The organism is Streptomyces sp. NBC_01089 (assembly GCF_045162975.1).
Lineage (GTDB): Bacteria > Actinomycetota > Actinomycetes > Streptomycetales > Streptomycetaceae > Streptomyces.
The window spans coordinates 1,834,701-1,860,238 of the sequence record NZ_CP108660.1 but is presented as its reverse complement, the minus strand read 5'-3'; the positions used below and the strand labels follow the sequence as shown (position 1 = coordinate 1,860,238).

The window sequence follows — 25,538 nt, the reverse complement described above, 5'->3', positions numbered from 1 at the left end:
GGTGCACCCCGGCTACGCGGCCGCTCTCAGCCGTTGAGGTGGGTGCCCACCAGCTGGAACGCCTCGATCAGCGGGACCTGCGGCACCGCCGGTGACATGACCTGGGAGCCGAAGTGCACGACGACGAGGTCGAGTCCGGGGGAGACGAACAGGCGCTGCCCGTGGATGCCGCTGGCCATGAAGGAGCCGTAGGGGTCGTTCGGGATCCACCACAGGTCGTGGTACGAGAGTGTGGCGGGCGTGCTCGCGGGCGCGGTGGGGAAACGGACGCGCCGGGCGTACTCGGGAGCGGGCGCGGTGATGGCGGCGGTCACCGATTCCGGCACCACCTGCCGGCCGCCGGCCGTACCGCCGCAGCGGATCATCTCGCCGAGCCTGGCCACGTCCCGTGCGGTCGCGCTGAAGCCGCCGCAGGCGGACTCGGCGCCCTCGGAGTCCAGGATGTAGTAGGCGTCCTCCTCCGCCCCGATGCGGGACCAGAGGAGTTCGGACAGCAGCGCCGATACGGTCGTCCCGGTGACACGGCGCAGGACGTGGGCGAGCGCCTCCACGTTGCCGTTCTCGTAACGGAATCCGGTGCCCGGGGCGGCGGTCGCCCGTGCGGTGGCGAGGTGTTCGCGGATGGTGGCCGGGCCGGTGTAGCCGTACGGGCGCAGTTGCGGGGCGAGGATGGCGGCGTAGCGCTGGGCCTCCAGGGCCTTGTCGTAGGGGCGGCCCGCGTAACTCATCTGCGTGCCCATGTGGAGCAGGTGGCCGACTTCGGCCTCGCCGAAGGCCGTTGGGGCCAGTTCGGGTACGTACGAGGAGACCCGGGCCGACCGGTCGAGCAGTCCCTGGTGTTCGAGTATCGCCGTCAGCAGGCCGATGTACGACTTCGCCGCCGACGCGTTGAAGTGCGGGACGTGGGACTCGTAGCCGTGCAGATAGGTCTCCTGGACGAGGGTTCCCCGGTGGAGGACGAGGAAGGCGTCCGTCTGCGCCGCGGCGAACACCTCGGGCAGCGGGACCGTGCGGCCGTCGCGGGTGGTGAGCCGGAGGCTGTCGATGCCCGAGTCCCGCTCCGCCAGCGGCAGTTCGCGTGGCCGGTCCTGGCCGCGCCACACGCGGCGGCTTGGCACCGTCTCGCGGCCCGCGGTGCTGTGCCGGCGCACCCACGCCGGATCCGTGAAACCCCGTGCCCAGACGAGGTCCGCCAACGAGGACATCTCCACCGGCTGCGTCATGCGCTCACTCCTGACTATCGGTTGAAGTACCGATAGATACCATACGGACTGTTCAGTAAGTGTGGAGTGTGGGCGGTGTGCGCGGGCGGGGTGTGATCAGGGTGTGGTGTCGACGGCCCCCGGTGCGTCCGAGGGGGCGAGGCCCGAGGCCCACACCCGCCCGTACACGGACAGGTCCCGCAGATGCCCGGTGATCTCGGCCGCGCTGTACCCGGTGTCGTTCTCCACCCACCAGGTCAGCAGACCGAGCAGCTCGCCCGTCCAGGCCCGCGCGATGACGTCGAACGGGATGCGCGGGGTGACGCCGAGCTCCTGGGCGCGCTCGCGGAACAGCCGCTCGACCCGGTCGCAGGTGATCTCGGTGAACTCCCGCAGCGCCCGGCCGTCGCCCTCGCCCCGCAGGATGACCCGGTAGACGGGCTTCTCCTGCTCCGCGTGCTGGAAGATGTAGAGCACGGGAAGGCCGGTGAAGCCCTGGGCCTGGGCCTGTTCGACGGCCGGCAGCAGCCGTTCCCTGTCCGCGGCGAGGTCCCGGACGACGTCCACGAGCAGGTCCTCCTTGTCGCGGTAGTGGGCGTAGAAGGTGGCGCGGGCGACATCGGCCCGCTCGGTGAGCTCCTCCACGGTGATCGCGTGGAATCCCTGCTCCAGGACCAGGCCGACGAGGGCCGAGCGCAGTGCGTGACGGGTGCGGCGGACGCGGCGGTCCTCGGCGGGCTTGGGGGCTGCGGGCTTCATGGCCGGATCATTTCCTCTTCGTGCGAACCGTTGACCTGACACTAACGCTGCATTTACGTTCTCGTACACCAAGATAGTTTCTGAACAACTTGTTCAGGAACTGATCGTTGAGAACTGTGCATGGAGCGCGATGAACCTCGGACGGTACGTACGCAGGACAGCCCGCCACCAGCCCGAAGCCGAAGCCCTGGTCTGCGGGGAGATCCGGCTCGGCTACGCGGCCCTCGACGAGCACAGCGACCGGCTCGCCACCGCGCTGCGCGACCTCGGCCTGCGCAAGGGCGACTGTGTGGCGACCCTCGCGGGAAACCGCGCGGAACTCGTCGTCACGGAGCTGGCCCTCTACAAGGCGGCGCTGGTGCGCGCCCCGGTCAACGCCCGGCTCGGCGAGCGTGAAGTGGCCCATCTGCTGCGCGAGTCGGGCGCGCGCGTCCTGCTCACCGACGCCGCGCACCTGGACGCGGCGCGGCACGCGGTGCCCGGCAGCGGCGTGCGGACGGTGATCGGCTACGACGGCCCGAGCGACCTCGGACCCGGTTACGCCGGGGTGCTCGCCGGCGCGGCCCCCGAACCCGTCGACACCGGCTGCGACGACGGCGACCCTGCCGTACTGCACTTCACCTCAGGCTCGACCGGCAAGCTCAAGGCCGCGATCCAGACGTACGGCAACCGCGCCGCGGTGATGCGCAAGATGGTGATGGGGCCCGACACTCGGGTCGGCCCCGGCGACCGGCAGATCCTGGCCGGGCCCGTGACCCACGCCTCCGGCATGCCACTGCTCGGCATCTTCTTCGCGGGCGGATGCGCGGTCGTACTGCCGAGCTGGGACGCCGAAGGTTTCCTCGCCACCGTCCAGCAGGAGCGCGCGACGCACGCGTTCGTCGTCCCCACCATGGTCAACGCCGTGCTCGCGCTGCCGGACGCCCGCTCCTACGACCTCTCCACGCTGCGCCAGCTGATCTACGGAGCCGCCCCCATGGCGCCGCAACGCATCCGTGAGGCATGGGAGTTGTTCGGCCCTGTGCTGTCCCAGGGGTACGGCTGCGGGGAGACCACGTCGGGTGTGCTGTTCCTGTCGACCGACGACCACCGGCGCGCCATCGAGGGCGAGGACGAGGAACTGCTGCTGTCCTGCGGCCGCCCGCGCGCCGAGGCGGAGGTCGCCGTCGTGGACGAGCACGGGGTGCCGGTGCCGGACGGCGAGATCGGCGAGATAGCCGTACGGGGACCCGACGTCGTCCCCGGGTACTTCAACGAACCCGCCCTCACCGCTGCCTCCTTCCGCGACGGCTGGTTCCTCACCGGCGACCTCGCGCGCCGCCGGGCTGACGGCTACGTCTTCATCGTCGACCGCAAGAAGGACATGATCATCTCCGGCGGTTTCAACATCTACGCCGTCGAGGTCGAGTCCGCTCTGCACCAGCACCCGGAGGTGTACGCGGCTGCCGTCGTCGGTGTCCCCGACGACCGGTGGGGCGAGGCGGTCAAGGCCGTCGTCGTACCGCGCGAGGGCTGCACGCCGACCGAGGCCGGACTCATCGCGTTCTGCGCCGAACGGCTGGCCCGTATGAAGAAGCCCCGCTCGGTCGACTTCGTCGCCGCGCTGCCGCACAACCCCAACGGCAAGGTCGACCGCCGCGCGATCCGCGACCCCTACTGGGCGGGCGCCGAGCGCCGCGTCCACTGAGGTCCGCCGCCGCGCCCCCGACCCCGCCGAACAGGAGCCACACCATGCCCTTCACCCTCGAACCCTCCTACGACGACAACCCGCGCCTGCACACCCTGGTCACCGACCTGCGCCGCTACCTCCACGAGGAGCTCATCCCCTACGAGCGCGAGCGGGGCCTCACCCCGGAGACCAGGCTGGACCGGCCGACCCTCGAACACGTCTGGAAACGCAGCCGCGAACTCGGCTTCTACGGCGTCAGCCTCCCCGCCGAGCTGGGCGGACAGGGCCTGAGCCTGACCGAACTCTGCGCACTCAAGGAGGAGTTGACCGCGTCCGGCGCCGTACTGTCCCACTCGGTCCTCGGCGACATGGGCGGACCGCTGCGCGCCGGCTCCATCGTCAGGTACGCCACCGACCACCAGATGGAGCGCTATCTGCTGCCCGTCATCAGGGGCGAACTCGCCTGCTGCTTCTCCCTCACCGAGCAGGACGCGGGCTCCGACGTACGGCGCATGACCACCACCGCCACACCCGACGGCGACGCGTACGTCCTCACCGGCCGGAAGGTGTTCAGTTCGGCGGCACCCTTCGCCGACTTCGCCGTCGTCGTCGCCCGCATGGCCGGTACGGAGGAGTCGTACAGCGCGTTCCTCGTCGACCTCGACAGCCCCGGCTGCCGGGTCCTGGACGGTGCTGTCCCCATGTCCGGGCAACAGATGGAGGGAGACCTGGACTTCGACGGCTGCCGGGTCCCCGCCGAGAACCTCCTGGGCGAGATCGGCCAGGGACTGCGCATCGGCATCGGCCGCATCACCCTCAACCGCCTCCTGCACTGCCCCTCGCTCATCGGGGCGGCACGGCGCGCCTGGGACCTGTCCGTCGCGTACTCCAGGAGCCGTGTCGCCTTCGGGCAGCCACTCATCGCCCTCCAGGCCATCCAGCACAAGCTCGCCGACATGGCCACCGACATCTACGCCGCCCGCTCCGCGGTCATGGCCACCGCCGCCCGCGCCGACCGGGGGGCGGGCATCGGCGTCGAGGCCAACATGTGCAAGCTGCTCACCGCCGAGTCCTGCTTCCGCGTCGCCGACCAGGCCGTACAGATCCACGGCAAGGCCGGGCTCACCCGCGGCCACGAGGTCGAGCAGATCTTCCGGACGCTGCGCATGTTCCGTGTCGTCACCGGCACCAGCGAGATCCACAAGAACGCGATCGCCAAGTCGCTGATGTGAGCGGCGGCGGCCGGCAGGGGCGCGCCGGGCGGGAGGCCGCCCGCCGCCCCGGCCGCCTGCTCCTCCCCGAACCCGCAGGAGTCACTCGTGGCACCCCGACCTCAGCCCCAGCTCTCCGCCGACGGGCACACCGAAGGCCGCAGCGCGCCACTCCCCGCCCACGACCGCCGCCGCGCCTGGCTCGTCACGGGCCTCATCGTGGCGTTCATGGTCGTCAACTTCGCCGACAAATCCGTCCTGGGCCTGGCCGCCGTACCGGTCATGGACGACCTGCACATCAGCAACGGCACCTACGGGCTCATCTCCAGCTCCTTCTCCCTGCTGTTCAGCCTCTCCGGTCTGGTCGTCGGTTTCTTCTCCTCGCGGCTGTCCAGCCGGCTGCTGCTGTTCGTCATGGGGCTGCTGTGGGCGGTGGCCCAGCTCCCGGTCCTCGTCGTGGCCACGGTCCCCACCCTGGTCGCCGGGCGGCTGCTGCTCGGCGCCGCCGAGGGCCCCGCGGCCTCCATGTCCATGCACGCCCTGTACAAGTGGTTCCCGCCCGAGCGGCGCGGGCTGCCGTCGGCGCTGCAGATCGGCGGTGCGGCGCTGGGCACCCTGATCGCGGCACCGGTGGTCACCTGGCTCATCAGCGCCTTCGGCTGGCGTTCGGCGTTCGCCGCGCTCGGCCTGGCCGGCGCGGTGTGGAGCCTGCTGTGGTGGAAGGGCGGACACGACGGCCCGTACGACGACGCCCGCCGGCCGGGCGTGGGGACCGCCGAGCCGGTTCAGGAGGGTGCCGTGCCGACTCAGGTGGGTGCCGTGCCGGTTCAGGAGGGTGCCGCGCCGCTCACCGCCGTCCGGCTGCCCTACCGCAGACTCCTGCTCACCGGCACGGTGCTGGGGAGCATATCCAGCGCCTTCGGCGCCTCCTGGGCGCTGTCCCTGAGCCAGGCGTGGCTGCCCGCCTATCTCCGGACGCAGCTCGGCATGGCGCCGGGGGCGGCGGCGACCACGGTCAGCGCCGTCGCGGCCTTCAGCCTGGTCCTCCTGCTGACGGTCTCGCCGTTCGTCGACCTGCTCAAGTCCCGTGGGGTGTCCAGCCGTTGGTCGTGCGGGGCGCTGCAGGGCGCGGTCGTGTGCGCCGCGGGCGCGGCCATGGCGGCTTTCCCGTTCGCCGGTGCCCCGGGGCCGCGCTTCCTGCTCATCGCCGTGGCCTTCGGCTGCGCCGGGGTCGCAGTGCCGCTGCACTACATGACTACGGCCGAGGCGGTCCCCACCGCGCAGCGGGGCGCGGTGTTCGGCATCGTCGCCGCGACCGGCACCCTGCCCGGCCTGATCGCTCCTGCGCTCACCGGGCATCTCATCGACGCCGGGGCCACACAACAGGGCGGATACACCGCCGCGTTCCTCGTCACCGCCGGCGTCATGCTCGCCGCCGGGGCGGTGGCCATCACGGTCATCAGGCCGGAACGCGACGCGCGGCGCCTGGGGCTGGGCTCGGGGACGGGAGGCGTCGGATGACTGGTTCCCACGGTTCAGCGGTCATGGGTGATCGGCGAACGCCGCACGCGCCACAGCGCAACAGCGGGGATCAGGCGCGCAACAGGCGCAGCAGGCGTCCCAGTTGCTCGGTGTAGTCGCGCTGGAAGCCCGGTTCCGCCGGGTCGCTGCCGAAGATGCGGCGCACTGTGTCCGGCATCAGGTGCGGCGCCATGACGAGCGCCTGGGACAGCAGCATGACCATGGCGGGGCTGATGGTGTCGCTCAGCTCGCCCTCGGCCTGCCGGCGCTCGATGTCGGCGAGGTCCTCCGTCCCTGGCTCCGGCGTGTCCGGGCGGCCCGTCAGCTCCGACCATGCCTCCAGGCGTACGCCGCGCGGGTCCGCGAAGTTGTTGCGCAGGTAACCGAGGACCAGCTCGTCGTAAGGGAGTTCGGGGTCCTGCAGCTTGGTCTCGCTCTTCAGCCACTGGCGGCCCAGCTCGGCGTAGATCCCGTTCTTGCCGCCGAAGTAGTAGTTGATCAGCTGCTTGTTCACACCCGCACGGTCAGCGATCTCCTGCACGCGGGCTCCGGCGTACCCCTTCTCGGCGAAGACGTCCTTCGCGGCTTCCAGGAGCCGGGTCCGGGAGTCGTCGGATGTGGTGGCTGCGGGGTTGGCGGCCCGGCGACGGGTGGGCGGATTCATGGGAGCAAGGATATTGGCGCCCGCCAAGCCGTCAATCATCTGGTTGGTTGACACATTCATCCAGGTGGTTGAAGCTGGGCTCGGTACTTCGAACGGAGAGAACCTTGATCCTCATCACCGGAGCCACCGGCACCGTCGGTCGCCCCCTTGTGGCGGGTCTCGCCGCCACCGGCCATCCCGTCCGCGCCCTCACCCGCGCCCCTCGCGCCGCCCACTTTCCCGCAGGTGTCGAGTCCTGCGACAGCGCACATCCCGACCTGGACGGTGTCACGGCGGTGTTCGTGAACCCGGCGGCCCTGTGGCGGGGCGAGCAGGCCCTGCTCGACGCTGTCGAAGCGGCGGGGGTGACCCGCGTGGTCACCCTGTCCTCCTCGTCCGTGCTCTCCGGCGACAGCCATCACGCTGTGGCCAACCGCCACCGCGAGCTGGAAGCCGCTGCGGAGTCCGTCGCGCCTGAGTTCGTCCATCTGCGGCCCGACGCCTTCGCCGCCAACGCCCGGCAGTGGATCGGCCAGGTCAAGGCCGGCGACACGGTCGTAGGTCCGTATGCCGGGGCCGTCACCGCACCCGTCCATGAGGACGACATAGCCGCCGTCGCCGTCCGTGCCTTGACGGGAGCGATTCCGTCCGGCGAGACGCCCGTGCTGACCGGGCCCCAGGCGCTGAGCTTCACGGAACAGGTCCGCATCCTCGGTGCGGCTCTCGGGCGCCCCCTGCGCTACGAAGAGATCTCGCACTCAGCTGCCCGTGCTGCCATGCTCTCCAGTCCCTGGATGACCGAGGAGATCGCTGACTCCCTGCTGCGCTACTTCGCTTCGTGTGTGGAGACCCCGACCGCTGTCTCCCCGGATCTGGAGCGCATCCTCGGCCGCCGCGGCCACGCCTTCGAGGACTGGGCGGCGGACCGCATCGCAGAGTTCCGCTGACTGATCGATCGCGAGGGATCGGCTGCGCCGCATGGGACGAGGTCATCCAGCGTCATGGTGCGAGGGCGAAGTCCGTTACGGTGCGCCGCAGTTCAGCGGTGATCTCGCCGAACCTGGGGTCCGCCGGATGCTCGTCGGCCGCCATCCGGAACTGGGCCGGCACACGCGTCGCCTGCTGCTCCCAGTCGGGCATCAGCGTCCGGGCGGGAGCCCACCCGAACAGGATCCAGAGCGTGTTCCGCCGGGCGTCGGGCAGTTGGGCGAAGTCGGTGAACAGACCGGCCTCCGCCCGGTTCCAGCCCAGGATGTCCCAGTGCTGGTCGAGCAGGAACGAGGGGTTGGGGTCGAGGGCGTCCAGTACGGCCTGCAGATGACCGGCCGCCACCGGGCACGCCCCGCCGGTACCGGCCCTGGGCGGAAGTTCCCCCGCGAGCCGGAAGAGGTGCTCCTCCTCCGTGGCGGAGAGCCGCAGGGCGCGGGCCGGCGAGCGGAGCACCTGGCGCGAGACCCTGATGTCATGCCCCTGCTCCAGCCACGTGTACCAGCTGACATTGACTCCGGAGATCACGGCCACTTCCTCGCGCCGCAGCCCCGGTGTCCGTCTGCGGGCCGTGTCCGCGATACCGGCGACCGCGGGCGAGAGCCGCTCCCTGCGCGACCTGATGAAAGCCCCGAGTGAGCTTCACCCGGCGCCGTCGGGGCCGGGAGGTGTGGCAGGTCTCTCACTCACAGCAGCCGCCCCGTTTTCCGATCGGTCGTGGTCCTGTCGGCGCGGCCGTACGCGCCACCCGACGTGTTCCGGTTGCCCGGTCCGCCGGCGAGCCGGGTGGGGTCTCAGCGGGCCGCCGGCCGGAGCGATTCCTCGTTCCGTGTGCGTACGGAACCCGGCAGCCGGTCGACGAGTCCGGCGACGCTGACCGCGCGCAGGGAGGCGCGCCAGGCTTCGTCGGCCTGGTCCATCACGGAGTTGACCATGCAGGTGCGCCGGCACTCCTCGGGGGACGAGGCCCCGGTTCCGCGCTGCCGGATCTCCTGGCACACGAAGGGCGCGGCGGTGCCCTCGATGGCCTCCACCACATCGAGGACGGAGATCGATTCGGCGGCGCGCGCCAGCCGGTAGCCGCCCTTCGGGCCGGAGTTGGCGAACAGCACACCCGCCCGGGTCATCGCCTGGAGGTGCTTGGACAGATACGCCTCGGGCAGACCGAAGTGACCGGCCAGCGCATCACGGCGCAGCAGCCCGCCGGGCGGCACCTGCGCGAGCAGCACGGCACAGTGCAGACCCCACTCCACGCCCTGGGACAGCTTCATGCGGCCAGTCTAGGCAAGGGGATACCAGGAGTTGACCGGGACAGCTGGGCCCGGCCCGAGACGGGCCGGTGGCGGGTCTCGCTCAGACCCCGGAGCCGCCCGGCGCCCCGCCGGTGTCTCCGCCGGTCATCAGCCAGGGCCTGACCTGCTGGCGGGCGCGGTGCAGACGGGACTTCACCGTGCCGACGGGCAGGTTCATCCGGTCGGCGATCTCCGCGTAGTCGAGTTCGCAGATGTCGCGGTAGACGAGCGGCGTCACCAGCTGCGGAGCCTCCCGCTCCAGCCGTTCGAGTGCTTCGAGCAGATCGACGCGCGAGCCCGCGATCACGCTGGTGGTGCGCGGGTCGGGGTGGGTCGTCTCCGCCGTCGTGAGCGGGGTCTCGGCGGCGCGCCGCTTGAGCTCGCGGTACTTCTGCCGCGAGCAGTTGGCGACCACCGTGTAGAGCCAGGTGCTGAACTTGCTGCGGCCCTCGAAACGGTGGATGTTGCGTGCCACCTGTACGAGCACGTCCTGGGCGGCTTCCTCGGCGTCCTCGCGGTACAGGAGGAACCGGGCGCAGCGGCGCAGCACATCGGGACTGATGTCCCGGAGCAGGGCGTCAAGGGCCTCCCGGTCGCCGCCGGACGCTCGGACGGCCAGGGCCTCTGTTCCATCGGCGGGCCGGGTCACGGGAGGGTTTCCGCGCGTCGGGCCGGCTGGACTCGCTGGGGGATCACCCATGCATGATAGCCACATGTCCGTACCAGAAGAGATTGGCCGGTACCGCGTTCTGCGCCGTCTCGGCACGGGGGCGTTCGCCGTGGTGTGGCTGGCCCACGACGAACGGCTGCACGCCGATGTCGCGGTGAAGGTGATGGCCGACAACTGGTCGTACCGTCTGGACATCCGGGAGCGCTTCGTCGCGGAGGCGCGGCTGCTGCGCCGGGCGAACTCGGGCGGCGTCGTCCAGGTCTTCGACATCGGTGATCTCCCCGACGGACGGCCCTACTTCGTCATGGAGTACGCGGACCACGGCACCCTGGACGACCTGTTGACCGCGGGTGAACTGGGTGTGGACGAGGCGCTGCGGCTGACCGCCGAGGCGGCGCGCGGGGCGGCCGCACTGCACGACGCGGACATCGTGCACCGGGACATCAAGCCGTCGAACATCCTGCTCAAGGGCAGGCCGGGCGGCCATGAGCGGGTCCTCATCGCCGATCTCGGACTGGCGAAGAACCTGGCGCAGGCGTCCGGTCTCACCGTGATCGCGGGCAGCAGCGGCTATATGGCGCCCGAGCAGGCGGAGCCGTACGACGGGATCGACGCGCGCGCCGACGTCTACAGCCTCGGCGCCGTCCTGCACCACCTGCTCACCGGTACGGTCCCCGGGCCGCCCGGCAAGGTGCTTCCGGCCGACGAGCTGCGGCCCGGCCTGCCGGCGCCGGTCGTGGCCGCGGTACAGCGGGCCATGGAGCCGGACCGGGAGAACCGCTGGGAGAGCGCGCGGGCGTTCACGGACGAGCTGGAGCGGCTGCGCACGCTGCCCCTGTCCGGGGCGGCGGGCCCGGTCGCGGACGCATCGCCCGTGCCGGGTGGCTCGGGCGCTTCGGGTGCCTCGGGCGGCTCGGTCGGCTCGGTCGGTTCCGGTGCCTCGCCCGCATCCGCGGCGTCGGGCGGGCTGCCCATACCTGACGTCCCGGGCAGTTCTTCTGCCTCTTCGGGCTCTTCTGCCTCTTCGGTCCTGGGCGGATCGCCCGTATCTCCTGCCTCAGGTGCCTCGCCCGTGCCTGACGTCTCCGGCGGCTCGCCGGTACCGGGTGCCCCGGGAGACTCACCGGTGCCGGACTTCCCGGGCAGCACCTCTGCCTCTTCTGTCTCTTCGGCTCCGGCTGCCTCACCTATGCCTGGTGCCCCGGGGGGCTCGCCCGTACCCGGTGCTCCGGACAGCTCGTCCGTATCGCGTGGCCCGGACGGCTCGCCCGTCCCCGGGTTCCCGGGTGACTCCGGCGTACGGCCGTTCTCCCCGGAGCCTGCCGGATACCCGGAGTTCCTCCCGTACCCCGGACCTGACGCGGCCTCGGAGCCCGCCTCCACCGTGTCCCCTGTACCGGCCGCATCCGCCGCACCCAGCGGCAGTGGCACCGCCAGTGCCGCGCCCCGGACCCGGCGCCCCAGGACCCGGCGGACCGTACTGACGGTGCTGACCGCCGTCGTGGTCGCCGCCGCCGCGGGGACGGCGCTGACCCTCTGGGAGCGCAAGCCGCCGAGCACGGAACGGGTCGGCGACGCGACCGGGAAGCTCAGCCTGGAAGTCCCGCATGCCTGGGCCACACAGCTCGCCGACGCCGGCTGGTCACCCCGTGTCCTCGGCCTCGACAGCCCGCACCGGCCGGGTCTGACGGTGGCCGGCTCCGTCGCCGGCTGGTCCGATCTGCGGACCGACGACGACGGGGTGTTCGCCGGTACGGCCGCCCCGGGCACGGCCGACTCCACGGCCCTGACCTCGGAGGTGAAGCAGAGCAAGCACCCCGGCTGCCGGGACGCGGGGACCGCGACGTACACCGACAGCAACTGGCACGGCACCGTCCACACGTGGGACTCCTGCGGAACCGGGGGCAGAAGTCTCAAGGAGATCGCGCTGGTCCCGGTCTCCAAGGGCAAACCCCCGGTGTACGTACAGATCCGGTGCGCCGAGACGTTCGGTACGGACGGCACCGACCGCATTCTGCGGAGCGTGCGGACGGCCGCGTGAACTTTTTGGCCCTTCCGGTCATCGGAGGTAGACAGAGAGACATCGGAGAAGGGACGGTCGGCACCATGCCGAATCCAGGACAGCGGGGCAGGGAAGACCACGTGACCGGTGCCGGCGAGAGGGCCGGTGCCGGCGCGAGGGCCGGTGCCGGCACGAGGACCGGATGGGCGGGCCGCCGGGGCCTGGTCGTCGGGGCCGCCGCGGCGGCGGCCGCGGGAGCGCTGCTGCTCAGCGGCTGCGGCAACGGCGACTCGGGTCCGCAGAAGGTGGCCAGTGTCGGCGGCCCGGTGACGAGCGGTGCCTCGGCCGCCGCGTCCGGCAGCAGCGACAAGCCGAGCCCGCCGCCGTCCCCACCGGGGAACGGGTCGCAGCCGCCCCCCGCCCCGTCAGGGTCGAAGGGCTCAGGCACCAGCGTGTCGTCTCCGGCGGGGAGCAGCACAGGCGGAGGCGGTAAGCCGTCCCCTGCGGGCCCGGCCCGCTGCCACACCTCCGAGCTCAAGCTCACGGTCGGCGACGACCACCCCGGCGCCGGGCAGGAGAACTTCGCGCTGGTCCTCACCAACACATCCGGCCACACCTGCACCGTCAGCGGCTTCCCGGGCCTCGCCTTCGTGGACAACGGCGGCAGCCAGGTCTCGGTGGATCCGGCGCGCACCGGCGCCTCCGGCGGAACGGTGAAGGTGGCACCCGGCGGGAGCGCCTGGGCGCCGCTGTCGTTCAGCAACCCGGAGGTGTCCGGTTCGGGCACCGTGACTCCGCCGACCGTACGGGTCACTCCGCCGGACGAGAAGGTGGCGCTGATCGTGCCGTGGAACGGCGGCGCGGTGCCGTCGGGCAGCAACTCGGGGCCCACCGTCGGGGCGTTCGTGGCCGGTTCGGGCGGCTGAGAGCAGGACACACGGAAGGGGCGGGCCGCATCCGCGGCCCGCCCCTTCCGTGTGTGCCTCGGTGCCTGATCAGCCGCTGACGCTGATGTGCGAGGCGAGCGCGGTGACGTCGAGGTCACCGTTGTCGACCCACTGCGGGAACTTCAGGGTCTTGTGCGTGGTCGACGCGGGCGGCGTGACCACCAGATAGGCGGCGTGCCGGGCGCCGGAGGTGCCGGTGTTGGCGTGCGTCCAGGCGATGACCGCCTCGGCGCTCTGGCCGTTCTTGAGGGTCAGCGTCTGCTTGGCCGGGCCCTTGGCGTACCAGGTGCTGCCCCAGTGCACCGACGACGCGAGCGTGTGGTGGCCGGCGTCCTGGAGGCCGAGGCCCGGGTATCCCCGCAGGTCGCAGGTGTGGCCGCTGGTGTTCTTGAGCTTGAGGACGACGCCCTCGTGGTTCATCCCGCCGGCCAGGCCCTGCCCGAAGGAGGCCGTGAGTCCGGAGGTGGCACAGGTGGGCACGGACGCCGCCTGCGCGGCCCCGGCCCCGGCGAGCCCGAGTCCGGCGACAGCGACGACGGCGAGCCCCGCGCCGCCTATACGGCGGGCCGTACGGGTGCGGACGCCTGTGCGCCCGGCGGTGCTGTTCCGATGCTGCTCAGCCATGTCGATCGATCTCCACTCTCAATGGTGCGCTTCTCGATGGTGGGGCGCGCGTTCTCTCCGCGTTCTCCAGAATGTGGGATGCGGCAGCGGGCCAGAAAGTTCACGGTAAATCCCCCCAGATACGACGCCCGTCCCGGTCGCCGCATGCGGTATCCATGTGGTCGGTGAGCGGGCGGACACGCCCTAGCGTGCGCGGGACACGGCCTGGCCGAAGAAGGCCGCCATCCGCTCGGCCGCGTCGGGTGCGAGACCCATGCTCTCCATCTGCGCCGAATCTGCTCCGATCGTTTCCGCGCGGTCGAACATCTCGGTCTCGTAGGCGGCGACCGCGGCGACAAGGTCATCGCCGCTCTCGGCGATTGCCCCGGCCAGCAGGACGCCGTCCAGCATCGCCTGGTTGGCGCCCTCGCCCACCGGCGGCATCAGATGGGCGGCGTCCCCGAGCAGGGTGACATGCGGACGCGAGGGCCAACGGGTGCCGACCGGCATCGCCTCGATGTTCCGCCCCACAAGCGATCCGGCGTCGCAGGCATCGATCAACTCGGTCAGCCCCGGGTCCCAGTCGGCGAAGAGATCGTGGAGGCGTGCCACCGTCCATGCCCAGTCCGTGTTGCCGAAGCGCTGCCGGCGGAGCCACCCGTCGTCGGCCCGCACGGTCACCGAGACGCGGATCGTGCCGTCGCCTGACCGCTGCGCTCCCAGGTTGAGGTTGTTGCCGAGGGCCATGAGGCTGCCTGGTCCGACGAAGTCCGCTGTCCGGGGCCGACGTTGGTCGGCGTCGGTGATCGTGAGTTGGAGGTAGGCGGCGAGGTGGGCCGGCCGCGCGTCCGTGAGGAGGGGGCGGATGTGGGAGTGCCCGCCGTCCGCGCCGATCAGGAGGTCGCAGTCCACCCGGCTGCCGTCGGCAAAGACCAGCCGGTAGCCGCCGCCAGGCAGTTCCTCGACACCGGTCAGGTGGCGTCCCCAGCTCATGGCGGTGTCCGGCACCCTCGTCATCAGCAGCTTCCGGAGGACCCCGCGGTCGATCTCCGGTCGGGTGCCGCTGCCCGGTTCGGGAGCGTGGTGGCCGAGTGTTCTGCCGGCCGGGTCGAGGATCCGCAGATTCTCCCCCTCGGGCCGGGCTTCGGTACGGAACGCATCGGCCAGTCCCAATTCGTCCAGGGCGCGCTGTCCTGACTCGGGGTGCAGGTCGAGGGTGCCTCCCTGCTCGCGGGCAGCGAGGCCGGTGTCCCGTTCGTACACCGTGGCCGTGATCCCGTACCGATGGAGCATCCCCGCCAGCACCAGTCCGCCGATTCCGCCGCCGACGATGGCGATCCGCGGCTCCCTGTTCCTGTGGGTCGTGTTCATCCCAGCTCCCCAGCCGTAAGTTTCTGTACAGCGTACGGAAACTACCGTACACCGTACGGAATGAGACGGCGTACGGTAGTGCCGTGAATCTGATCTGGGAGCGCCCCGAACCGCGCGGCCGGACGATCGCGCCCACGGACCGGGGCCGGATCGTGGCGGCCGCGGCCGCACTGGCCGACGCCGACGGGCTGTCCGGGCTGTCGATGCGCAAGGTCGCCGCCGAGCTGCGTGTCAGCCCGATGCGGCTGTACGGCTATGTCGCCACCAAGGACGAGTTGCTCGACCTGATGGCCGATTCTGTCTACGGCGAGATCGCGGCCGCCCTCGGCGATCGAGCCGAGTGGGAGGAGGCGCTCCGCACGATCGCCGTCGCCACCCGGGACCGCGCCCTGCGGCACGAATGGTTCGTCGAGCTGATCGGCGGCCGCCCGCACCTGGGCCCGAACGCTCTGACGGTGATGGAGACCACCGCCTCCGCCCTCGCCCACGCCCTGGGGCCCGGCGGTGGCGACCGTCTCATGGCGGCCCTCGGTGTCTTCAACGCCTACCTGATCGGCGCCGTCCGCAACGAGGTCACCGAGCGGCGCCTCAGCCGGGAGACCGGCGCGGACGAGACGCAGTGGCAGGCGTCGGTCGGCCCCTACCTCAGCCGGCAGCTCGCGACCGGGCGTTACCCGACGATGGAACGAGTCCTCGCCGGAATGCCCGAGGGTGACCCCGCCGAGACGTTCGCGTCGGAAGTCGCGATCATCATCCGCGGTGTGACCCGCACCGAGTGATCACGGCGGCCCGGCCGACGGTGAAGAGCAACGGGTGCCCTCCGCTGCTCCATGGGCCGCCCGCATGCGACCGGCCCTGATCAAGGGGGGGGCCTACGCGAAGGCGCGCTCCGCCTCGATCTCCTCCAGTGACTTGCCCGCCGTGTCCGGCATGAAGAAGAACCCGACGGATCCGCTGATCACCAGGAACACCGCCAGCAGCCCGGCCACCGGCCGGATGCCCGTGCTGGCGAGCGCCGGTACGAACAGGCTCCAGACGCCGACGAAGGTCCGCGACAGGCCGAAGGTGAAGCCCTGGGCCGTGCCGCGCAGCATGGTCGGGAACAGCTCCTGGCTGAAGATCTTGTAGAGCGGCTCCCCGGCGAAGGTGCCGCCCACCGCGAAGAGCACGATGTTCAGGATGATCACCGGGATGGTGAACGGCAGGACCAGATAGCTGACATACGCGGTGACCTGCATGGCGCCGCCCGCGCCCCACATCCACTTGCGGGTGAGGTGGCTGCGGTCGACGTAGCTCATGAACACCAGCGCCGCCCCGATGCTCACCACGAACCCGCCGCAGGCCAGGGCGACCCCGGCGGACTGGCTGCCCGCGTGCAGGGTCCTGATCATGTACGGGGTGAAGATGCCGTTCGTCGCGGCGGCCAGACCCCAGAAGAGGTAGATCGTCCCGGTCCAGATCAGCGCGTTCCGATTGGGACCCCGGAAGAGGGCGCGCGCCGTGGGCCTTTTCGCCGCCCCCGAAGCGAAGGCCCTTTTCCAGCGCGCCGATTCGGCGAGGCCGCGCCGGAGCGCCCAGGTCACCAGCGCCACGACGAACAGCTGGAGAAACACCAGCCGGATGCCGAGCAGACCGAACGGCGCGAGAACGAGCGCGAGCAGCAGCACAATGACCGGGCCCAGGCTCCAGGCGATCTGGGTGAATCCGAGCAGCTTTCCGCGGGCCGCTGCGGGTGCGAACTCGCCCACCAGCGCGAGAGAGGTCGGGACGTCCGCACCCACGGCGAGTCCGACGACAAAGGTGCCGAGAAAGAGCATCAGCGGGTTGACCGCGAGTGCGATGCAGAGAATTCCCGCCGCATAGACGAGCAGGTCGTACTTGTAGATGCGTTTGCGGCCCAGCGTGTCCCCGAGCCGGCCGCCGATGAACGCGCCGATCGCACAGCCCAGCGCATTGGGTCCCAGCGCCGCGAGCAGCCCCACCGCATTCGAACTCAAGTGCAGATACGACTGGAACATCACGAGCCCCGCGCCGAGCGCGACGATGGATCCGGCGTCCATATAGGAGGCCATACCGGCCAGCACGGACCATTTCCACTGCTCGGATGTGACTTTCCCTGCCTCCGCGTCCGCCGTTTCCCCCGCTGCCGTACCGAAATCGCCTGTCTCCTGGGGGATCATGCCTTTCTCCGGATCTGCTCGTGGTTCGCGGTGGTCAGCGGCCTGCGATGGGTGTCCCGGCCGCAAGCCGGGCTGTTCGAAGCTGCATTGTCGCGGCAATACCGGGTACGGGGTGGTCCGGCACTCCGTATTACGGACGGTTGTGTGTGAGGGCGCGCCGACACACGGTCCCCTGTGTTTCTCCGATGAAACTGGACAGGGGAGACCGAAGCGATGATGAACGCGGCAATGCCGCTCTGCAGACGGGATGACATGAGCAAGGGACGCCCCCGCCGAGATTCACGGCCGTCCGGCGGATCGAACTCCGCCAACGACCGGCTCCTCCGTATCCTGCTACGGCGCCGCAAACAGTCACTGAGCGCCGATGACGTGACGGTCACCGACAAGCCCGAGGTACGCAGGGCGGTGTCCGCTTCCGCTCTGGGCAACATGATGGAGTGGTTCGACTTCGGTGTGTACGCCTATTTGGCGGGCACTCTGGGGAAGGTCTTCTTCCCTTCCAGCTCGCCCGGCGCGCAGGTCGTGTCCACCTTCGCCACGTTCGCCGCCGCATTCCTCGTACGGCCCCTCGGCGGCCTGGTGTTCGGCCCGCTCGGTGACCGTATCGGCCGTAAACGCGTACTCGCCGCGACCATGATCATGATGGCGATCAGTACATTCGCCGTCGCGTTCCTGCCGAGCTATGACTCGATCGGATTCGCCGCGCCGATCCTGCTGCTCATCTGCCGCCTTGTGCAGGGTTTCTCCACCGGTGGTGAATATGCCGGTGCGACCACCTATATCGCCGAGTACTCACCCGACAAGAGGCGTGGATTCCTGGGCAGTTGGCTGGACTTCGGCACGTTCGTCGGCTATTCGCTCGGTTCCGGCATCGTCACCATCCTGACCGCGGTGCTCGGGGACGACGGAATGGTGCACTGGGGCTGGCGGATCCCGTTCCTGGTGGCCGGGCCGCTCGGGCTGATCGGTCTGTACATGCGGCTGCGGCTCGAGGAGACGCCGGCCTTCAAGCGGCAGGCAGAGGAGAACGCCGCCGAGTACGCGTCCGAGCCGCACGAGGAAGGCGACGAGGACCCGGTGGAGGTGGCCAGGCAGTCCGGCCACGGGCGGCTGAAGGAGATCTTCACCGAGCACTGGGAGGCGGTGCTCATCTGCATGGGGCTCGTCCTGCTCTACAACGTCACCAACTACATGGTGACCTCGTACCTGCCGACCTTCATGACCGAGACGCTCCACCAGGACGCGCTCACCGCCCAGCTGCTGGTGCTCGGCACCATGGTCGTGGTGGTGCTCACCATCACCACGGTGGGCCGCAGCTCCGACCGCTGGGGCCGCAGGCCCGTCTTCATGGCGGGCAGTATCGCGCTCATCGTGCTCTCCGTCCCGGCGTTCCTCCTGATCAGGGAGGGCGGCATCCTGCTGCCCGCGTTCGGCTGCCTCATCCTGGGCCTGCTGCTGGTGTGCTTCGCCGGTACGTCGGCTTCCACGCTGCCCGCGCTCTTCCCGACCCGGCTGCGGTACGGCGCCCTGTCGATCTCGTTCAACGTCTCGGTCTCGCTCTTCGGCGGTACCACGCCGCTGATCGCTTCGGGTCTGGTCGAGGCCACCAAGAACGACATGGTGCCCGCGTACTACCTGATGGTCGCCGGGGTCATCGGATTCGTCGCCACCTACTTCCTGCACGAGACGGCGGGCCGGCCCCTGAGCGGCTCGGGCCCCATGGTGGAGACCCATGCCCAGGCGCGCTCGCTGGTCGCCGCCAGCCGCACCGAGGCCGGGCGGCGGGCGCGCGACGTGTGGATCCATCTGCGGCATCCGTGGGCCCGGCACCACGGCGGCGACAAGCAGGACTGACATCCGCCGGGGCCGCGCCGTTCGCCCGGGGTGAGGGGGCGTCCGGTGCGGCCCCGGCCGAGGGTGTGCACCGGCACCCCTGACGGCAATATATAATTGCGATATGCATCTATCCCCGGCCTCCGACGAACAGCGGATCGAGGACGCCGCCCGAGGACTCCTGCGAGGCATCGGACGGCTCTCCCAGGCCCTGTTCAGGGCCGGGGAATTCGGACTTCCGCGCAGCCACACCGCCGTACTCGACGCCCTGGAGCCCACCCCGCGCCGGGTCACCGAGATCGCCGCCTACACCGGCATCGCCCAGCCGCGGGTGACCGTCGTCCTCCAGGAGCTGGAGGAACGCGGGCTCATCGAGCGCGAACGCTGCGCCAAGGACCGGCGCGTCGTTGAGGCGTCCCTCACATCCGCCGGCGGCGAGCTCCTCGAGCGGGCACGGCAGCGCATGGCCGCGGCCCTCCTCGAAGGGCTGCGCACGAACGTCGACGATCCGGAGCGGGCCGTGGGACTGGCCCGGGATGCGGTATCCACCCTTCTGCACGCCGTCGAACCGGAGGTCAGTTGACCACCCCAGCCACCCCGGCTGCCTCAGGCACCTCAGCCGTCCCAGCCACCGAAACCGCTCACCCGGACCGCGCGGCCGGACAGGACGGGGGCCGGCCGCCCCGTACCGGAGGCTCCGTCGCACCCCGCCGGGTCGGCGGGCCGAGACGCTGGTGGGACGGCGTACTCGCCGCCGACCCCGGGCTCGGCCAGCTGCAGGCCGGATGGCGCTCCCTGGTCGCCATCACCACCGGCCTCGCCGTCGGCTACGGGATGTCCGTCGCCCTGACCCTGCCGGCCATGCTCGGCATGATGGTCGGCGGCATGATGGGCCTGATGAGCGCGTTCGCCATCGCCGAGAACACCCCGCTCCGGCTGACCCGCTCCATCCTGTGGATGCCGTTCCCCTACTCGGCCGTGCTGCCGCTCGCCGCGTGGCTGCACGACGACCGTGCGCTGGAACTCACCCTGATGGTGGTGGCGCTTGCGCTCACCTTCTTCCTCGCGCGGTTCGGGTCGCTGGCCCTGCTCACCGGCATGATGCTCTTCAACTCGTTCATGGTCGGCATGATGGCGAACATCCCGCTGAACCTGTGCGGGAAGCTCTTCGTCGTCGCGCTGGTGTCATCGGCGGCCATCCTCGCCGCCCGGCTCCTGCTCTGCTGCCCGATGCCCCGCGAGGACCTGCTCCGCACCCAGCGCGCGTTCGTCGTCGAGGCGCGCCGGGTCGGTGACGCCGCCACCGCCGCGCTCGACCCCGACGCCGACCACGAGGTCGCGATCAAGCGCATGCGGCGCAGCCTGCGCCGTCTCAACATCACCACCGTCACCATCGACGGCCGCCTCGCCCAGCCCGAGGTCGCCGCCGACCCGCACACCGCCGAGCTGCTCCACCAGTACCTCTTCGACGCCGAACTCGCCCTGCAGGGCATCGGCCAGGCGGTGCAGCGGCTCACCCGGCTGCCCGTGCCGCAGCGCCTGCGCGAGGCGATGGTCGTCGCGCTGGTCGTCGCCCGTGACACCCCGCTCGGCCGGGCCGACGCACTGCACCCGGCGGCCCGGCTCATCCAGCAGCAGGCCGACGACGTACTCGCCGACCGGAGCGCGAGCCCCGACGAGGCGGAGGCCGCGGTGCTGGCCCGGCGGGTCGGTCATCTCCTCGACTCGCTCGCCGACTCCCTCGCACACTGGCTCGACCTCGGCTGGAACGCGCCGAAGGCCCGCGCCAAGGTCCCCTTCCAGCCCACGGTTGCCCTGGAGCAGAACCGCCCGGCCGGGACCGGCGCGGTCGCCCGCAGGATCGCGGCGGCCCAGGAGCTGAAGGGCTGGCGGCGCGTCGTCCCGTACGTACGCGTACCGCTGCACGCGGCGGTGGCCTGCGCCATCGTCTGCCCGATCACCGACGCGATCGACCCCCGGCGCTTCTACTGGGGCCTGGTCGGCGTGATGATCACGCTCTTCGGCACCAACACCACGCCCGAGCGGCTGCGCAAGCTCGCCCACCGCATGGTCGGCACGGCCGTCGGCGCCGTGGTCGGCATCTGGCTGCTCCACGTCATAGGCCCCGGCCACGTCTATCCGACGCTGCTGGTCATCGTGGCGGGCCTGACCCTGGGCGCCTGGGGCATGCAGCGCCAGTACGCCTACTGGGTCGTGGGGCTCGTCGTCGCGCTCGTCCAGCTGTACGGGATGACCACGCCGTACAGCGGCATGGACCATCTGCTCGCCGAGCGTCTCCTCGACAACGGGATCGGCATCCTCGTCGCCACCGCCTGCGCCGCGCTGATCTTCCCGCTCTCCACCCGGAAGGTCGCCCAGGAGGCCGACCGCGGCTATGTCGCGGCGCTCGAGCACCTGGTCACCCAGATCCGTGAGCGCTGGGAGGACCCCGAGGCCCCGGTACGGCTGCGCGGCGCGGCCCGCGGGGTCGACGCGGCCCTGTTCCAGGTCCGCAGTGTGGCCAGGCCGCTGGTCCGGATGCCGATCGGGGTACGGGGTCGCGGCGCCGAGAACCGGCTCGCGCTCCTGGCCACCGCCACCGCGCACGCCCGGGCGCTCGCCGCGGCCGCCGATGTCGACATCGACCTCGGGCCCCGGCTCACCGGGCACGTCGAGCGGATCACCCAGACGCTCCTGGACTCGCTGCGCGAGCTCGACCGGCACTTCTCGACCGGGGAGCCCGAAGGCACCTGGGTGCGGGTGAGCCCGCTCGTCCGTGACCTCGAAGGGGAGCTGCGGGCTCCGGCCGGCCCCCGGGCCGACCGGCTGCACATCGCGCTCAGGGAACTGGCCGCGCTGGACGAGGTGCTGGCCGGATACGCCGAGGGCCGCGGTCTGCGGACCGTCGCCCCCGCGCCCGCCCCCGTCGCGGCCGAGCAGGTCACGACACCCGCCGGCGCCCCACGGACCGCGCCCCCCACCCCGCGGGAACGCCGTACCCAGGAGGTCCTGGCCGCGTGGGCCGCGCACACCCGGCGGTCCGCCGAGCAGAAGCCGGCCGGCGCACCGGATCCCCGCGCAACGGCCGGGGCGGTGCACCCGGCAGGCCCGGGGGCACCGGTGCCCGCGCAGGCCACCGGCCCCGGCACGGCGCCCGCAGCCCGCGCGTCCGACCCCGGGCGGGTCCGGCACACCGGAGGTCTCACCACCGGCGGTCCGGTCACGGTCAGCGGTTCGGTGCGGTGCGACGACCACCCGGTCGACTGCGACGCGTGGATCACGGTGGTCAACGCCCGCGGCAAGCGCCGGGCAGGTGTCCGGGCGGTCGGCGGCCGCTACCGGATCACCGGTCTCGAGCCCGGTACGTACACGCTCATCGCGGCGGGCTCGTCCCACGCTCCGCGCGCCGAGTTCCTGTCGGTGCCCCGCACGGAGGGCGAGATGCACCACGACCTCCGGCTCCACCCGGCGTCCGGGCAGTAGGGAACACATCGAACACAACCGAACACACCGCCGGCCGGACGCCGGGGCCGTGCGGACCGCCCGCACAGCCCGGTCCGGTCGGCGGTGTGTTCTTCACGGCGCCGTGGAGTGCACGCGCGCCGAGGATCCGGCGGCGTCGGTGGCGTCTCCAGGACCCGTCGCACGGTCCCTGACCGCGCCCACGCCCCTGCCGAGCGCGCCGATGGCGAGCAGGAGCAGCACCGTGCCGAGTGTGAACGCCTCGAACGTCGTGCGGCTGACGCCCCAGGTGTGCCGGAAGTCGTAGCCGACCCCGAGGACCGCCTCCAGGGTGCCGGGGAAGAGCGCGACCCAGGAGCCGAGCAGGATCCACACATAGACCAGGGCCGCGCAGACCCGGAAGCCCGCGGTGCCGAAGGGCACGGTGTACGGGCGGGGCGCGTCGCGGTGGCGGTGGCGCAGCGTGACGAGCGCCGGGACGACCACCAGATAGGACAGCAGCAGGGTCGTGATGGCGACGGTGAGGACGACGCCGAACACCGCCGCGCTGTCACCCCGTACGAGATTCGTCGCCGCGATCATGAAGAAGGTGGCGGTGATCCCCGACAGCAGATTCATCCGGACCGGGGTGCCGAGCCCGCGGTGGAACGCACCGAGCGAGCGGCCGAAGAACCCGCCGTCGGCCGCCGCCATGGCCTGCATACGGTCGCTGACGATCATCCAGGCGCTGCCCTGGGTGAGCAGCGCGAAGGCGAACATCACTCCGGCCGCCGTCAGCAGCGGGCCGCTCCACGAGCCGTACACGCCGAAGACCAGGGCCGCCGCCTCCATGAATCCGCCGATGCCGGTGACCTTGTCCGCCGGTGCCACGGACAGGATGGCGATGACCGGCAGCAGATAGCAGCAGGCCGCGACGGAAGCGGAGACCGCGATGGAGACGGGGACGTCGCGCTTGGCGTCGTGCATCTCGTCACCGGCCGCGTTCGGCGCCTCGAACCCCACATAGGCGAAGAGCAGGACGGGGACCAGGGCGAGGAAGCCCGCGGTGGTCGGGGTGAAGTGCGCGTGGTGCAGACCGGCGAAGCCGTGCCGCAGCCCGTAGGCCAGGGCGGTGCCGGTGAACAGGAGCACACAGCCCACCTTGACGACCGCGCCGGCCGTGGTGATCCATTTGCCGCGGCGCAGCGAGACGACAGCGGTCAGGATCGAGGCCCAGATGAAGACGAGCTTGAAGGCGTAGTCGGCGAAGGTGCCGCTGCCCAGGTGCGACACATAGCCGTTCCAGGCGTCGGAAGCGGCGAAGACCAGCGAACCGCCCAGCCACACCGGGTTGGTGACCCAGTAGAAGAGGGTGGTGAACGCGGCCGTCGCCTTGCCGTAGGCGAGCTTGACCCACACATAGGGGCCGCCCTCCTGCGGGAAGGCGGCCCCCGTCTCCGCGAAGAGCAGGGCGTACGGGACGAGGAAGAAGAGCGCGATGACGGCGGTCCAGGTGACGGCCTCACCGCCGCCGGTGGCGATCTGCCCGACCACGTCGAAGGAGATGACGGCGGCGATACCCATCGCCATGATGTCGAAGCGGCGCAGGCTCCGGGAGAGATGGGGCGGCGGGGGCACGGCGCCCGGTGCGGGTGAGGCCGGTGGTGCGGGTGGAACTGGTGGTGGGGACGCTGGGGACACGGGGTCCTCCGGTGCAGACACGGGGTCCTCCTGCTGGCACGCGCCGCGGGAGGCACGTGAAGAACGGTTGCGGTCGGCTGATGTCGTACATGCCCGGTGCCGGGCGGGGCCGGTCGCTCCGGTGGCCCCGCCCGGCTGCCCTGACCGGTGGTTCAGGCCCGGACCTCGCCGGTCGGGAGGGTGCGCTCCAGGACCGAACGCAGCGCCACCGCGGCCTCCTTGGCCTCGGCATCCGTCATGATCAGCGGCGGTGACAGGACCAGGCTGTGGGCGGAGTCACGGACGATGACACCGGTCTCGCGCCGGATGACGTCGTGCGGCATCCGGGCCGGGTCCAGGGGGAGCGGAGTACGGGACGCGCGGTCGGCCACGAGTTCGACGGCGAGCATCATGCCGACCGACCTGATCTCCCCGACGATCGGCAACTCACCCAGCTCGGCCTCCAGTTCGGCGTGCAGCTTGGCCCCCATGGTGACGGCGCGGCCGAGCAGCCCCTCGCGTTCGATGATGTCGAGGTTGGCCAGGGCGACGGCGGCCGCGACCGGGTGCCCGTTGTACGTGTACCCCATCGGGAAGCCGTGGTCGCGCAGCAGCACCTCGGCGACCCGGTCGGCGACGAGCAGCGCGCCGAGCGGAATGTATCCGGAGGTGATGCCCTTGGCGGTGACGATGATGTCGGGGGTGACACCGAAGTGCTGCGCGGCGAACCACTCGCCGACCCGCCCGTAGGCGGTGACGACCTCGTCGAAGACGAGCAGGATCCCGTGCCGGTCGAGGACTTCGCGCACCCGCGGCCAGTAGTCGGCCGGCGGTACGAGCATGCCGCCCACCCCCATGATGGGTTCGCCGATCATGGCGGCGATGTTGCCGGCCCCGATGTCCGCGATCCGTGCCTCGAGTTCGGTGATCAGGAAGTCGGTGGGGTCCTGGCCGCCGTAGAGCTCGGTGCGGTAGGGCCACGGCGGGGTGAGGTGCGAGACGTGCGGCATCATCGGGGCGAACCCCTCGTGGTAGACGGGGAATCCGGTGGCGGATCCGCTGCCGTAGCCGATGCCGTGGTACGCCTTGTCGCGGGCCAGGATCCAGGTGCGGTCGGTGTCGCCGCGCCGGTGGTGGTAGTAGCGGGCCATCTTGATGGCGGCCTCGTTGCCCTCGGAGCCGCCCGAGGTGAAGTAGACGTGGCCCAGGCCCGCGGGGGCGAGCGAGGCCAGTCGGGCGGCGAGCGCGACGGCCTTGTCGTTGGAGAACTCCCAGAAGCTGGTGAAGTACTCCAGCTGCTTCATCTGGTCGAAGGCGACCTGGGCGACCTCCTCACGGCCGTGGCCGATCTGGGCGAGCCAGAGCCCGCCGGTCGCGTCCAGGTACGAGCGTCCCTCCGCGTCGGTGAGGCGGCAGCCGGAGCCGCCGGTCATCACGACACGTTCCTCGGCGGTCCCGGGGAGATAGGGGTGGATGATGTGCGCCCGGTCGGTGGCGGCGAGTTCGGCATGGCTCAGGGGCATGGTC

At 71.2% G+C, this 25,538-nt stretch carries 21 protein-coding genes; 10 read left to right on the top strand and 11 right to left on the bottom strand.

Translation table 11 applies throughout. The annotated features are described in order from the left end of the window. Positions 1–26: 26 nt before the first annotated feature. Together OG510_RS08205 and OG510_RS08200 are read right to left on the bottom strand one after the other, a co-directional pair. The gene (locus tag OG510_RS08205) at positions 27–1,223 is read right to left on the bottom strand and encodes a serine hydrolase domain-containing protein (RefSeq protein ID WP_406136110.1); all 1,197 of its coding nucleotides are present in this window, start codon (positions 1,221–1,223) and stop codon (positions 27–29) included. Positions 1,224–1,319: 96 nt separating this feature from the next. After that, positions 1,320–1,961: a TetR/AcrR family transcriptional regulator gene (locus tag OG510_RS08200; RefSeq protein ID WP_406136109.1), complete on the bottom strand. Its 642-nt coding sequence runs from the start codon at positions 1,959–1,961 to the stop codon at positions 1,320–1,322. 130 nt (positions 1,962–2,091) lie between these two features. Here OG510_RS08200 and OG510_RS08195 point away from each other — a divergent pair, with 130 nt between their 5' ends. From OG510_RS08195 to OG510_RS08185, 3 genes are all read left to right on the top strand, one after another. After that, positions 2,092–3,648, top strand: coding sequence for an acyl-CoA synthetase (locus OG510_RS08195; RefSeq protein WP_406136108.1), 1,557 nt, complete (start codon positions 2,092–2,094; stop codon positions 3,646–3,648). Between the two features lie 44 nt (positions 3,649–3,692). Then, the gene (locus tag OG510_RS08190; RefSeq protein ID WP_406136107.1) at positions 3,693–4,862 is read left to right on the top strand and encodes an acyl-CoA dehydrogenase family protein; all 1,170 of its coding nucleotides are present in this window, start codon (positions 3,693–3,695) and stop codon (positions 4,860–4,862) included. Between the two features lie 87 nt (positions 4,863–4,949). After that, the gene (locus OG510_RS08185; RefSeq protein WP_406136106.1) at positions 4,950–6,362 is read left to right on the top strand and encodes an MFS transporter; all 1,413 of its coding nucleotides are present in this window, start codon (positions 4,950–4,952) and stop codon (positions 6,360–6,362) included. A 70-nt stretch (positions 6,363–6,432) separates the two neighbouring features. On the opposite strand, the gene OG510_RS08180 is transcribed toward OG510_RS08185, so the two are convergent. Next, positions 6,433–7,026: a TetR/AcrR family transcriptional regulator gene (locus tag OG510_RS08180; protein ID WP_406136105.1), complete on the bottom strand. Its 594-nt coding sequence runs from the start codon at positions 7,024–7,026 to the stop codon at positions 6,433–6,435. Positions 7,027–7,130: 104 nt separating this feature from the next. Here OG510_RS08180 and OG510_RS08175 point away from each other — a divergent pair, with 104 nt between their 5' ends. Next, positions 7,131–7,952 carry an NAD(P)H-binding protein gene (locus tag OG510_RS08175; protein WP_406136104.1) on the top strand — a complete coding sequence of 274 codons (822 nt, stop codon included), beginning with the start codon at positions 7,131–7,133 and terminating at the stop codon, positions 7,950–7,952. 52 nt (positions 7,953–8,004) lie between these two features. On the opposite strand, the gene OG510_RS08170 is transcribed toward OG510_RS08175, so the two are convergent. From OG510_RS08170 to OG510_RS08160, 3 genes are all read right to left on the bottom strand, one after another. Beyond that, positions 8,005–8,616, bottom strand: coding sequence for a helix-turn-helix transcriptional regulator (locus OG510_RS08170; RefSeq protein WP_406142333.1), 612 nt, complete (start codon positions 8,614–8,616; stop codon positions 8,005–8,007). A gap of 170 nt (positions 8,617–8,786) precedes the next feature. After that, the gene (locus OG510_RS08165; RefSeq protein ID WP_406136103.1) at positions 8,787–9,263 is read right to left on the bottom strand and encodes an RrF2 family transcriptional regulator; all 477 of its coding nucleotides are present in this window, start codon (positions 9,261–9,263) and stop codon (positions 8,787–8,789) included. A gap of 82 nt (positions 9,264–9,345) precedes the next feature. Further along, entirely contained in the window at positions 9,346–9,984 is a 639-nt protein-coding gene (locus OG510_RS08160; RefSeq protein WP_164259595.1) for an RNA polymerase sigma factor, read from the bottom strand. A gap of 13 nt (positions 9,985–9,997) precedes the next feature. Here OG510_RS08160 and OG510_RS08155 point away from each other — a divergent pair, with 13 nt between their 5' ends. Together OG510_RS08155 and OG510_RS08150 are read left to right on the top strand one after the other, a co-directional pair. Next, positions 9,998–11,995, top strand: coding sequence for a protein kinase domain-containing protein (locus OG510_RS08155; protein ID WP_406136102.1), 1,998 nt, complete (start codon positions 9,998–10,000; stop codon positions 11,993–11,995). Between the two features lie 65 nt (positions 11,996–12,060). After that, entirely contained in the window at positions 12,061–12,882 is an 822-nt protein-coding gene (locus OG510_RS08150) for a DUF4232 domain-containing protein (RefSeq protein ID WP_406136100.1), read from the top strand. Between the two features lie 69 nt (positions 12,883–12,951). On the opposite strand, the gene OG510_RS08145 is transcribed toward OG510_RS08150, so the two are convergent. Both OG510_RS08145 and OG510_RS08140 read right to left on the bottom strand, forming a co-directional pair. Then, positions 12,952–13,527, bottom strand: a complete 576-nt coding sequence (locus OG510_RS08145) for a DUF4232 domain-containing protein (protein ID WP_406136099.1) — start codon at positions 13,525–13,527, stop codon at positions 12,952–12,954. A 183-nt stretch (positions 13,528–13,710) separates the two neighbouring features. Further along, positions 13,711–14,877 carry an FAD-dependent oxidoreductase gene (locus OG510_RS08140; protein ID WP_406136098.1) on the bottom strand — a complete coding sequence of 389 codons (1,167 nt, stop codon included), beginning with the start codon at positions 14,875–14,877 and terminating at the stop codon, positions 13,711–13,713. 83 nt (positions 14,878–14,960) lie between these two features. Between OG510_RS08140 and OG510_RS08135 the strand changes: the two genes are divergently transcribed. Further along, entirely contained in the window at positions 14,961–15,656 is a 696-nt protein-coding gene (locus tag OG510_RS08135) for a TetR/AcrR family transcriptional regulator (protein ID WP_406136097.1), read from the top strand. Between the two features lie 93 nt (positions 15,657–15,749). On the opposite strand, the gene OG510_RS08130 is transcribed toward OG510_RS08135, so the two are convergent. Then, positions 15,750–17,057, bottom strand: coding sequence for an MFS transporter (locus OG510_RS08130; RefSeq protein WP_406136096.1), 1,308 nt, complete (start codon positions 17,055–17,057; stop codon positions 15,750–15,752). 252 nt (positions 17,058–17,309) lie between these two features. On the opposite strand from OG510_RS08130, the gene proP reads away from it, so the two are divergent. The 3 genes from proP to OG510_RS08115 all read left to right on the top strand — a co-directional run bounded on the left by proP (position 17,310) and on the right by OG510_RS08115 (position 22,373). After that, positions 17,310–18,911: a glycine betaine/L-proline transporter ProP gene (gene proP / locus OG510_RS08125; RefSeq protein WP_406136095.1), complete on the top strand. Its 1,602-nt coding sequence runs from the start codon at positions 17,310–17,312 to the stop codon at positions 18,909–18,911. A 103-nt stretch (positions 18,912–19,014) separates the two neighbouring features. After that, a complete protein-coding gene (locus OG510_RS08120; RefSeq protein WP_406136094.1) occupies positions 19,015–19,473 on the top strand; it encodes a MarR family winged helix-turn-helix transcriptional regulator in 459 nt (152 codons plus the stop codon). Beyond that, on the top strand, positions 19,470–22,373 hold the full coding sequence (locus OG510_RS08115) for an FUSC family protein (RefSeq protein ID WP_406136092.1): 2,904 nt from the start codon (positions 19,470–19,472) through the stop codon (positions 22,371–22,373). The genes OG510_RS08120 and OG510_RS08115 overlap by 4 nt, the downstream gene beginning before the upstream one ends. A 93-nt stretch (positions 22,374–22,466) precedes the next feature. Here OG510_RS08115 and OG510_RS08110 read toward each other — a convergent pair whose 3' ends face one another. Both OG510_RS08110 and OG510_RS08105 read right to left on the bottom strand, forming a co-directional pair. Then, complete coding sequence (locus tag OG510_RS08110; RefSeq protein ID WP_406136091.1) at positions 22,467–23,969, bottom strand: APC family permease; 1,503 nt, start codon at positions 23,967–23,969, stop codon at positions 22,467–22,469. A gap of 215 nt (positions 23,970–24,184) precedes the next feature. Continuing rightward, positions 24,185–25,534 carry an aspartate aminotransferase family protein gene (locus OG510_RS08105; protein WP_406136090.1) on the bottom strand — a complete coding sequence of 450 codons (1,350 nt, stop codon included), beginning with the start codon at positions 25,532–25,534 and terminating at the stop codon, positions 24,185–24,187. Positions 25,535–25,538 lie beyond the last annotated feature (4 nt).